The organism is Kitasatospora sp. NPDC101155 (genome assembly GCF_044768305.1).
In the GTDB taxonomy this organism is placed as follows: domain Bacteria; phylum Actinomycetota; class Actinomycetes; order Streptomycetales; family Streptomycetaceae; genus Kitasatospora.
Genome location: NZ_JBIWPN010000102.1, coordinates 1 through 10,719 on the forward strand (window position 1 = coordinate 1; position 10,719 = coordinate 10,719).

The 10,719-nt window shown below is 70.4% G+C and carries 9 protein-coding genes; 5 read left to right on the forward strand and 4 right to left on the reverse strand.

The genetic code is table 11. The features are described from left to right. Both ACIRYZ_RS45515 and ACIRYZ_RS45520 read left to right on the forward strand, forming a co-directional pair. A partial coding sequence (locus tag ACIRYZ_RS45515) for a toxin glutamine deamidase domain-containing protein (RefSeq protein WP_402955328.1) occupies positions 1-1,359 on the forward strand: 1,359 nt, incomplete at its 5' end. A 5-nt stretch (positions 1,360-1,364) separates the two neighbouring features. Then, a complete protein-coding gene (locus ACIRYZ_RS45520; RefSeq protein ID WP_402955331.1) occupies positions 1,365-3,050 on the forward strand; it encodes a YrhB domain-containing protein in 1,686 nt (561 codons plus the stop codon). A 38-nt stretch (positions 3,051-3,088) separates the two neighbouring features. On the opposite strand, the gene ACIRYZ_RS45525 is transcribed toward ACIRYZ_RS45520, so the two are convergent. Beyond that, positions 3,089-3,577: a carboxymuconolactone decarboxylase family protein gene (locus ACIRYZ_RS45525; protein ID WP_402955334.1), complete on the reverse strand. Its 489-nt coding sequence runs from the start codon at positions 3,575-3,577 to the stop codon at positions 3,089-3,091. 105 nt (positions 3,578-3,682) lie between these two features. Between ACIRYZ_RS45525 and ACIRYZ_RS45530 the strand changes: the two genes are divergently transcribed. After that, complete coding sequence (locus ACIRYZ_RS45530; protein ID WP_402955337.1) at positions 3,683-4,636, forward strand: pirin family protein; 954 nt, start codon at positions 3,683-3,685, stop codon at positions 4,634-4,636. Positions 4,637-5,042: 406 nt separating this feature from the next. Further along, entirely contained in the window at positions 5,043-5,708 is a 666-nt protein-coding gene (locus ACIRYZ_RS45535) for an SUKH-4 family immunity protein (protein WP_402955340.1), read from the forward strand. 17 nt (positions 5,709-5,725) lie between these two features. On the opposite strand, the gene ACIRYZ_RS45540 is transcribed toward ACIRYZ_RS45535, so the two are convergent. Next, positions 5,726-6,946, reverse strand: a complete 1,221-nt coding sequence (locus ACIRYZ_RS45540; protein WP_402955343.1) for an IS110 family transposase — start codon at positions 6,944-6,946, stop codon at positions 5,726-5,728. Between the two features lie 426 nt (positions 6,947-7,372). Between ACIRYZ_RS45540 and ACIRYZ_RS45545 the strand changes: the two genes are divergently transcribed. Then, entirely contained in the window at positions 7,373-7,762 is a 390-nt protein-coding gene (locus ACIRYZ_RS45545; RefSeq protein WP_402955345.1) for a hypothetical protein, read from the forward strand. Positions 7,763-7,796: 34 nt separating this feature from the next. Here the strand turns inward: ACIRYZ_RS45545 and ACIRYZ_RS45550 are convergent, their stop codons facing one another. Both ACIRYZ_RS45550 and ACIRYZ_RS45555 read right to left on the reverse strand, forming a co-directional pair. Next, the gene (locus ACIRYZ_RS45550; protein WP_402955348.1) at positions 7,797-9,371 is read right to left on the reverse strand and encodes an adenosine deaminase; all 1,575 of its coding nucleotides are present in this window, start codon (positions 9,369-9,371) and stop codon (positions 7,797-7,799) included. Between the two features lie 454 nt (positions 9,372-9,825). Then, a complete protein-coding gene (locus ACIRYZ_RS45555) occupies positions 9,826-10,497 on the reverse strand; it encodes a DNA-3-methyladenine glycosylase (protein ID WP_402955351.1) in 672 nt (223 codons plus the stop codon). Between the last annotated feature and the right edge of the window lie 222 nt (positions 10,498-10,719).

Below are 10,719 nucleotides of genomic sequence, written 5' to 3' on the forward strand. Positions count from 1 at the left end.
GAAGCCCGCAAGACGGCCCGCGACGACGGAATGACGAAGCTCCTCGCCGCCGACACCAAGCGGGACCAGGACTACACCGACTACCTCCACCAGCTCGACGGCATCCAGGCCCACGAGAACTACCTCAGCAACCAGATCGACCACCTCCCGCCCGGCCACTTCGACGCGGCCAACCGGGTCCTGCAGACGATCGAGTCCGGGCCCCCCGGAAGCGACACCGCCGACAAGCTGCGCCAGCTCACCACCGCCGTGTTCAACCAGACCCAGGGGCAGTCGATGGCGGCATCTGCCGCGGCTGAGCAGGACGCCATCGCCGCGCAGGAGCACGAGGCCGGTGCCCAGGGCATGGAGCACCTCGCCATCGCCGCAGGCATCCTGACCGGGCCGTTGGCCATCGCCGCCGGAGCAGCGACCGCTGCGCAGGTCGGTGCCATCAACCTCGTCAGCCAGGCCGTGCCAGGCGCGGGGATCGGCTACCAACAGGGCGGGCTGCCAGGGGCGCTCTGGGGAGTGGCCAGCGCGACGCTTCCAGTCAACACGTTGCAGGCCGCCTACCAGGCCACCATCGGCCAGGTGATCGACCCCAACGCGGCCCCGGCCGCCGGCGTAGGCTCGATCGCGATGGGGTTCGCCAAGGACGTCTTCAACGCCCTGACGCTGTCCGCTGTGGGCATCGACAACATCGGGCCGGCCGCCACCCCGGCGGTTCCCGCCCCCTCGAAGTCCATTCCCACCGGTCTCGCCCGCGTCCCCGCGCCGGAGCCGCCACCCCCGCCGCCCCCGTCCCAGTCGCTGTCCCGGACTCCCGGTACTCAGGGCATCACGGACGTCAACGCCTTCGCGGCCGGCGTCAACGGCGGCGGTCCGTCCTGGAAGCCGGTCGGTTACACGAAGACGAGCCTCTTCACCGACGCCGGCCAGAGCATTTCGCCGAAGGACTGGGATCCGATCACCACGGCGACGAACTGTCCGAACTGCGCCCTTGTGGGCGACGCGAAACTCGCGGGTGTCCCCATGCCGCCCGCCCCGCCCGGGAACGGCCTGACGCCGGCCCAGATCGAGACGATCTTCAACCAGCCGGTTCCGCCTGGAGCGCCCCCGCCGGCGCCGGGCACGCTGGGCGGCAGCTGGGCCATGCAGTCCTCGCGGGAGGACATCAAGAACTTCGTGCAGCAGAGCTGGGGGCCCGGTTCGAGGGGCGTCGTCGTCGCCAGCCGCGGGGACGATCTGCCGGGGCACATCTTCAACGTGGTCAACGACGGCGGCACCGTGAAGTTCATCGACTTCCAGAGCGGTGCCCAGGCGAAGTTCATGGGTCAGGGATACGTGGCCTTCGGCGTGATCCAGACAGGGAGGTGACGGCCGTGGTCGATCTCCCGCAGGCCCGTCGCACGGCAGCCGAGTACGTGCAGAATCTCTCGGTCGGTATGCGGACCGAGTTGACCGTCGTCGACGCGAACACCAAGGACGAGGGATGGTGTTGGGTCTTCTTCCCCGACACCAGCAAGCATCTGGAGAGTGGGGAGGACCGCGACCGGCTGGTGGGGGTCGGTCCGCTCGCCGTCGTCCGTGAGACAGGCTCCCTCTTCCCGCTCAGCAGTGGCACACCGCTCGCCGAGGCGCTCGCCCAACTGCGCTCGTTGGCCGACGCAGCGCGCCCCGCCCCGATACCCAGGGGGCTCACCCGGACCGTTCCGCTCAACCGGGCCGAGTTCGGGCCGCTGGTCGGCGAGCTCGGGCTGCCGCCGCCGGCCCTGCTCTCGCCGCTCCCCGACCTGCTGTTGCCCGGCGACCACGCCGGGCGGGGCCCCGCCCGCGCGGCCGACGAGATCCTGCGGGACATCCGGGTTCTGCCGGAGACCACCGTACGCCGGGCCTTCGCCCCGCTGGCCGTTCCCGACCGCGTGGTGGACGCCCGCAGTGCCCTGTTCGATGCCGCGCCCTCCCCGTGCAGGCTGTACTCCTCCCGCCGGGTCGGCGAGCTGTTCACCGGCCTGCGGCCCTCGCTCGACCACGACTACGAGGTGCTGACCCCGTACGCCGAGGACGACCTCGTCGAGTGGGTGCAGGGGCAGCTGCAGTTCTCTGCGGCCGTGTCGATCCCGCCGCCGCAGGAGGAGATGGACGCGGAGCAACTCGCCTTCCTGCTCGCGCTGGTCGATGCGTTCAAGGGCGGGTTCGTCCGTTCCTACGCACGTCGGCGGGCCGAGCCGGCACCGATCACGCTGTCGGCGGCCGATGTGCTGGACGCCCAGGGCGGCGCCGCCCTGGTCGCAGACCGGCGCTGGCTCGCCCGGGCCGTCGGGGAGCTGTTCACGCTGCTCGCCCACCCGGGCGGACGCACCGGTGTGACGCTGCCGGTGTTCACGCCGGAGATCGCCGAGCGGGAGCTGTGCCGGTACGTCGAGGCCGGGCACCTCCAGCCGGTCGACGGCACTGAGCCGCCGCGCTACGAGCCGTCGCTGGCCTTCACGATGTTCGCTGCCTCGCTCTCCACCTGGATCAGCACCCTGTCGCTGCACGACATCCAGCTCGTTGGCTGGGCGGACGACCGGCCCGTCGGGCAGGAAGAGCTGCTGCTCTTCATCGTGACCCAGTCGGTGCTGTGGGCCCTGCTCAGCCAGGGGCTGACCAGGGCCCCCGCCGGCTGGTCCGGCATCCGGTTCGCACTGCGGGCGCTCGATCTCGCGGAGGCGGCCGTGGTGACCCGGGACTTCCTGCTTTCCATCCCCGAGGTCACGCTGCCCGAGCAGGTCTACGAGCCGGCCGCAGCCCGGGTACCGGCCTCCCGACAGCCCGCGCCGCCGCGGCCGTCCCCACCGCGCGTCGGCGGGCCCTGGACACCGACCCACCTGGTCCCGCAGGGCGGCATGTCCGCCTGGGTCGCGCCCGATCCCACCCTGGATCCGGTAACCAGGATCGACGCGCGGGTCGAGCTTCAGCTACTGGAACGCGCGGGCGACTGGGCGCACATCATCTGTTCCAACGGCTGGTCGGCCTGGGTCGATGCTCGGGCGATGGAGGAACTTTCGAGCCGCCCATCAAAGTAGGGCTTACGCCGAACGGGAAGGCGGTGCGAGTAGGCCTGCTACTCCCCCGGGGCCGGACGGACCGGGTGCTTACTCATGATCGACACCCGGTTGAAGGCGTTGATGGCGATCGCGACCCAGATCACCGCCGAGATCTCCTCCTCGGTCAGCGTCTCGCGCGCGACGCCGTAGGCGGCCTGCTGCAGGGCCGCGTCCGAAGGAGTCGTGGTCGCCTCGGCCAGCGCCAGCGCGGCGCGCTCCCGCGCGGTGAACAGTTCCGTGTCCCGCCAGGCCGGCAGCACGCCCAGCCGCTGGGCGGTCTCGCCCTCACGCAGCGCGGCCCGGGTGTGCACGTGCAGGCAGTAGGCGCAGCCGTTGATCTGCGACACCCGCAGGTTGACTAGCTCCACCAGCCGCCGGTCCAGTCCGGCCTCCGCCGCGACCGCCCGCGACGCCTCGGCGGCCGCGAGCTGCGCCCGGTAGGCCGTGGGGCTCTGCTTGTCGATGAAGACCCGCCGCTCCACCGGGACGACCGTCACGTCACTCACCTGGACTCCTCCACCCGCTCACTGTTGCCTGTCACTGTGCCATGCCATAATAGTTGAATCTGGAACTATCTGCCACCATTCTCCACCGTGGGAGGGATCACCACCGTGAGCACCGCAGAGACCGAGCCGCGCCCCGCCGCTCAGCCGCAGGACCCGCAGCTGGAGGTCCTGACCGCCCGGGACGTCCCGCTCGGCGGACCGCGCGCGATGACCGTCCGCCGCACCCTGCCGCACCGCTCGCGCCGGATGATCGGCGCCTGGTGCTTCGTGGACCACTACGGCCCCGACGACGTCGCGCGCACGGGCGGGATGGACGTCGCCCCGCACCCCCACACCGGCCTGCAGACGGTCAGCTGGCTCTTCACCGGCGAGATCGAGCACCGTGACAGCCTCGGCGTGCACGCCTTCGTCCGCCCCGGCGAGCTCAACCTGATGACCTCCGGCCACGGCATCTGCCACTCCGAGGTCTCCACCCCCGCCACCACCGTCCTGCACGGCGTCCAGCTCTGGGTCGCCCTGCCCGATGAGCACCGCCACACCGCCCGCGACTTCCACCACCACACCCCCCGACCCGTCCCCCTCGACGGCGGCGAGGCCCGCGTCTTCCTCGGCACCCTGGCCGGCGACACCTCCCCCGTCCCGACCTTCACCCCCCTCCTCGGCGCCGAACTCACCCTCCACCCGCACGCCACCGTCACCCTCGCCCTCGACCCCGCCTTCGAGCACGGCGTCCTCGTCGACCACGGCGACCTCCGCCTCGCCGGAACCGCGCTGCACCCCGCCGATCTCGGCTACCTCGCGCCCGGCCCCACCACCCTGACCCTCACCAACACCGGCGACACCGAGGCGCGCCTCATCCTCCTCGGCGGCACGCCCTTCGAGGAGGAGATCGTCATGTGGTGGAACTTCATCGGGCGGTCGAACGACGATATTACCCAAGCCCGTTCGGATTGGATGCACGCCAACCGCTTCGGCGAAGTCAAGGGCTACCCGGGCGATCGCCTGCCCGCCCCCGAGCTCCCCGGCATCCCCCTGAAGCCGCGCGGACGCGCGCGCTGACCTTGGCATTCATCCTGCGGGGAGCCGACAGCCACCTTCGGCCGGCTTCCCGTCTCAGGGCCCCCACCTGGACGCCGGTCCGGCGTACTCGGAGCCGCTTTCACGCCGTCGACATGTGCCAACGTCTGACCGCCTGTGTCAGCGCTTGGCAGGACCAATGCTGACTCAATGCTGACTTTGCTGACGGACAGTCAGGTTGTTGGGTTTTAGGATCCTGCACCGATCCATTGACACCTACGACGGTCTTCGCCGACAGCCGATCATTACACAGCGCCGCTTGCAGTCCGGGTCAGTACGACCAAGGAAGGTCCACCCGGCAGGTAGCCGACAACGGCGATACGCCGGTCCGGTGCACGGGTGACCTGAACACTTCGCCAGGCCGAATCGGTCGTGTTACTGAACTTGCATGAGTGATGTCGGGGCCCGCAGCGGGGTGGCCGGAGGCCCGGCTCGCGCCTTCCCTGTATGGCTGGCGCACGAGGATGATGTTCGCGTGATCCGAGACTTCCCACCGTTGTCATTGCCCCAGTACGCCGTGGTCCGGATCGGCTGCTCACCAGAGGTGCCCACCGAGATCGCCGCCGATCTGCGGAAGATCGGCGTCCCAGCAGGGCTGATCGGTTATGAGTACCAACCGCTGACCGAGGCGACGCTGCTGGGCGGGATCGGTGAGAGCGGGTTGGTCGTCTTTGAGACCAGCGGCCTGCTCCGGCGGCTCGGCATCGACGTGGCTTCGCGTCGCGTCGTGCAGATCCCCAAGATCGAGTCCGCGACCGCCTGGCATGTGAACAGGGACCTCGGAACGTTCCACCAGTGCGTCGCAGCCATCATCGCCCGCTTCCCGTTCTACGAAGAAGGCGAGGAGGACAGATTCCAGGAGGTGGCGGACGAGCTTCGCCAGCTCCTCGCCCCCCTCGATGACACCGCAATCGCACACAACGGGTTGTGGGAGACCATGTGCGACGACGTGATGATGGGCGATTACGCGCCCTGGGGTAAATGTACAGACTTCCACCTCGGTCCTGGCCAGCGGAAACGCGAACGGCTCGCCAGCTACGCGCTCGCCGCATGAGTTTCCTGAGTCAACCCCTATGCCGCCAGAGTCGTCTCGGGAGCCGTTTTGATCTTGTTGTTGGCCTGATGGGTGACGGGGTCGTAGCAGGTTCCGTCGCGCCGGCAGGCCCAGATCACTCGCAGCCAGGCACGGGCGAGGATGCGGACGGCGTGGGGGTGTCGCTTCTTGCGGGCCCGGGCGTCGTTGTAGATCTTCGCGGCCCAGTCGCTGCCGTGGCGGCTGTTGTCGGCGAAGGTGGTGATCGCGACCCGGGCTCGGCGGTTCGCGGCGAACCGGAAGGTCACCGCGTGGGACTTGCCGGAGGCGCGGGTGACCGGGACGACGCCGGCCTCGGCGATGAACTGCTCGCAGGACTCGGCGCGTTCGAGGATTGGTCCGATCTCGCCGATGATCTGGCCGAGGTTGATCTTGCCGGTGCAGGGCATCGAGGCCAGCAGCGGCGCCAGGGGGTGCGCCGTGACGGCGGCGGTGATCTCGTTCTCCAGGGCGCGGATGGTCGTGCGTATCGCCCGCACGAGCTGGACCTGGACGCGGATCAGCGTGGCCACGGTGTCCTCGCCGAGGCGGGTGGCGGCCGTGGGGGCGGAGCGCAGGCGCTCGATCAGCTCCTTGCCGGAGCGGCGGCCCGAGTAGCTCCGCCGCTTGCACCACGCTTCCAGCTTCGCCGGGGTGAGCTTGGCGGCGGCTTGCGGGGTCGGGTAGCGGTCGAGGAACTCCAGGGCGATGTCGCTGTCGCGCTCACCGAAGACGGCCTTGCCGCCCGGCCACATACTGTCGAGCAGGGCGTCGAGCTGGTTGACGGCGGCGACCTTGGCCTCGACGTGGTCGGCACGCTGGCGGGTCAGCGCTTGCAGTTCCAGGGTCCGGGGGTCGGTCGGGGTGATGCGTCGCAGCTGGTGGCCGTCAGTGCGCAGGTAGTCGGCGAGCTTGTGGCTGTCCCCGGCGTCGGTCTTGGCCTTGGAGGCGCCCCAGCGCGGGCGCATCGCGTGGAAGGCGTTCGGGTGTACCGGCACGACCGGGTGGCCGGCGGCCAGCAGCCGGTCCACGACCAGGCCGCGAGTGGTCTCGATCGCCACCGGCAGCTCGGCCGGATCGCCGTGGCGACGCAGGCGCGCCAGGGTCGCCTCGATGCCCTGCTCGGTGTGCGCGAGTTCCCAACGGTCCACGCGGGTGCCGGAGTTGTCCATGACGGTGACGTCGTGGGTCTCGGTCGCCCAGTCCCATCCGATGAACACGAGGGTCGTACTCCTGTGGTGTCGACGGAGCACCTGCCCGGTGGTGAGGTCGCCTGCCGGGAGCTCATTAATCGGCCCTCTGCGGGGCGTGTCCCTGAAGCCGATCAGACGGCCTCGGCCCGACGGGGCCGGCGTAACTCATGCTGGCCAACGAATGGCTCGCCAACGCGGCCGTGCACCCGCCGAGACCGAGAGGTCACAACCCTACCGAAGAGGGCTGCAGAAGGGATGGTCCTCTAATGAGCCCGGAGGCCCCGCTCCGCCGGTCTTCCGAGCGGTCGGCGGGGCGGGGGCTCAGCCCGTCAGGAGCAGCACACCGCGGTCGCTGTCGAGGAGGCCCTGCGCCTGGGCGCGCACTCGCTCACGGCCACCGTCCTCGACCGGCTGCGCGACGGGGCTGCCACACAGGAGAACCTCGCCCGTCCGATGACCGCGGCGGCCCGCGCCCAGCTGCCCGACCAGCTGGCCACCCTCGTGCAGCAGCAGCTCCTCGACCGGCTGCCGGACGGAGCCCTGCGGACCACCCCAGCCGGCCGCGTGCTGGCCGGCGTCCACGACGACCTCGCCGCCTGGTACGGCCAGCACCTGGACGCCGCCACCCGTTCCCAGGCCGCCGCCGCCCGCACCTTTCCCGCTGGCAGCAGCCCCGCCCAGACCCCGCCGCCGCCCTCGGGGCCGCTGCTGAGCTGCGGCAGCTCACCCGGGTGTTCGACTCACCCGGGTGTTCGACGCCCGCTCGGAGACCGTCCGGTACCCGGAACAGGCCTCCCGCGCCATCTGGCGGGGCACACCCCCACCGCCTTCGACCTCGGCTGAGCCGAGCGTCAGGAGTGGCCCCGCACGCGGCGGATCAGGAGCGGCGGCTCAGCACCGACTTCTCGAACTCGGCGAAGCCGCGCTCCTGCCGCCACTCCTGCTGCGCCTTCGGGCTGGCCGCCAGCAGTGCCGCACAGAGCTTGCCGGGGCGGTCGTTGCCGAGTACCTCACCCGCGCACTCCGGCGCCGGGCGGAAACGCTCGTTGTCCTTCCAGAGGCTGCGGCCGGCCAGGAAGCCGTACTCCAGCGAGGTCCGGGCCAGGTCCTTCAGGTCGCGGTAGTCCAGGTCGTACCGGGTGGTCGCCTTCTGGTACTCCCCGGTGATGTCGCCGCGCGAGACGCCCGGGTCGTCGGTGGCCAGCGCGGTGGGCACGCCGTGCTCCCGGTACAGCGGGAAGGGGTGGTCCGGGCCGGAGACGTTGAGGATCTGCTCGTTGCTGGTCAGCGGCACCTCGATCAGGGTGTGCCGCTCGGCCAGGAGGTCCAGCAGGCCGTCGGAGTCGTCCTCGTGGACGACGTCCACGCCGTGCCCGATCCGCTCGGCGTGGCCGGTCAGCACGGCCTCCCGGATGTGGAAGCGCAGGTCCTCCGGCTTGACCAGCCCGGGTACCAACTCGCCCGCGTGCAGGGAGATGTGGGCCTTCGGGTAGAGCGGGTGCAGGTAGTCCAGCATCCGCATCTGCAGGTCGTAGTTCTCCAGTGAGGCCGGGTAGTCCTCGGGCTGGACGAGGTTGACGGCGACGAACCGGTCGTCCCGGCTGGCGAGTTCCATGCCCAGTAGCAGCTGGGTGAACACCCGGGCGGGGGTGGAGGCCCGGGAGGCCTGGGAGATGATCCGGACGGTCACCGAGCAGCCGGGCGCGGGGCTGCGCGTGTCGCAGTTCTCGGCGGAGCGGTAGTCGGCGAACATCTGGTCCGCGTCCGATCGGGCCTGGGCGACGAGCTTGTCGATGCCTCCGTCGGCGAGCAGCTTCTCGCGCAGCTTCGCGAAGTCCGGGTCCCAGCCGACCTTGGCGGCGAGGGCCGCACCGCCCGCCGAGGCGGGGGTGAGCATGGTCTCCAGGTAGCTCTGGTTCTGGTCTGCCATGGTCTCGGCGACCTCGGCCAGCATCCGGCCGGGGTGGCGCCAGCTCGCCTCACCGAACTTGCCGAAGGTGGCGAAGAAGTGGTCGTGGCCGGACTCCGCGCCGGGTGTGAAGTCCTGCATCGACCAGGCCTGGATCACCTCCTGACGGAACGCCTGGTCTGAGACAGCGTCGGCGGCCGGACGGGCGGTTGCCGTGCAGGGCGCCACCTGGGCGGTCAGGGTCACGGTGTCGATGCAGAGTCCGTCCTCGGAGGCCAGCTGGATCAGCAGCTCGGTGGAGACGGCGCCGGAGAGGTGGTTGTGCAGGTCACCGCCCTTGGGCAGGTCGTGCAGGAAGCCGCGCAGCTGCTGCGGGTCGTTCCGGATGCTGTTGAGGTAGGCGCCGACCCGGTGTTCGACGGCACCGCGGGCGACTTCGGCCGCGGGCTTCAGCGCGGCCTGGGCGGCGGCGGGCAAGAGCGGGGCGATCAGTGCGGCGCAGGCGGCGGCCGCGGCAAGGCTGGTACGGCGTAGCGTGATCATGGCCGTATGCTCGCGGCCGCGCGCCGACCCCGAGGGCCACTGCGTACGTTGTCAGAGACATATCACTCGTGTGGGTGACCGACAGGCCTGAACAGTCCGACGCGCACGTCCGAATTCCCGATCATGCGTGCAGAGTTAGATCGCGGCCCTTCGCCACTGACCGGAAGGACTGCGATTCCCACCCGCCTCACAGACCCCGGCTACGGTGTCGACGGCCTCGAACCGGTCAGCGCCCAGGACGAGGTGCGACACGACAGGCCCCCGATCAGCGCGGACGTGCTCCAGCTGCTGGCCGTCCAGCACGTGACGAACCCTCACACTTCCCGACCGGGTGACAAGCCTCGCCATCTGCCCGGACGGGACCGTCCTCGCCTGCTTCGGATCCGACCTCGCGCTGCTGACCCCACCCGGCCTGAGCTGAACAGGTGGTGGTGGTCCCCGCCCCGTACCCGCGTCAGGAACCGGCGTGCGTAGCGGCGTTGCCCGATGCGCCGCTCGGTTTCCGTTTGGGGACGTGGGCCCGGTAGGGGCTGACACTTGGGTCGCCGTCGATCCAAAAGCGCCAAGAGGTGGTCGCGCCCGCACCGGAGACACCCGTACGCGGGCCGGTGCGGATCAGCGCCGGGTCGGGGGGTGTGCCGGCGAGAACGCGGAAGGGTATGCCGTCCCCGCAGGCGTCGGCCCCATTGAAGGCCCGGTCGACGCCGATCGCCATGGTCAACCTAGCTGGCCCTTGGGCGAGTTCGTGGTCCTTGCGGGCGGTGGTGCGGCGCTGGCGGGCGAGATCGACGCCGTCCAGGACCTCGCCGGCACGCAGCAACACGGCCGAGGAGTGTCCTTCCCGGCCGGTCACGAGGTTCATGCAGAAGTGCATGCCGTAGGTGAAGTACACGTAGACGTGCCCGGGTGGGCCGAACATGACCTCGTTGCGCGGGGTGCGGCCCCGGTAGGCGTGCGAGCCGGGATCATCTCGCCCGTTGTACGCCTCGACTTCGGTGAGGCGCAGGGTGACGGTGCCCTCCGGAAGTGTGCAGACCAGAACGCGGCCCAGCAGGTCGGGTGCGACCTCCGCGACGTGACGGTCGAAGAATGCGCGGCCGAGCGGTTGGTCCGTCTGTTCGGGCATGCAGCCGAGTGTACTGATGCTGTGGCCTGCGGCCGCTGCCGTCGCATCGTGGGTTCCGCCACCCCGCGGGCAAACATCCCCGCGCGGGCGGGGAGCAGGCAGGTGCCGGTCGCCTGGCGCGATGGTCATCTCGGCGACGGGTGAAAACTGACCGCTGAACGGCGGATCAACGGTGACCCACCTCGCGATCGTCTGATCATCCTGATCTTCATTGAGGGTCAG

Excerpts from the sequence above, each read along its gene's own strand:
- ACIRYZ_RS45535 (WP_402955340.1), top strand. The coding sequence starts at position 5,043 with ATGAGTGATGTCGGGGCCCGCAGCGGGGTGGCCGGAGGCCCGGCTCGC.
- ACIRYZ_RS45545 (WP_402955345.1), top strand. The coding sequence starts at position 7,373 with ATGACCGCGGCGGCCCGCGCCCAGCTGCCCGACCAGCTGGCCACCCTC.
- ACIRYZ_RS45550 (WP_402955348.1), bottom strand. The coding sequence starts at position 9,371 with ATGATCACGCTACGCCGTACCAGCCTTGCCGCGGCCGCCGCCTGCGCC.
- ACIRYZ_RS45555 (WP_402955351.1), bottom strand. The coding sequence starts at position 10,497 with ATGCCCGAACAGACGGACCAACCGCTCGGCCGCGCATTCTTCGACCGT.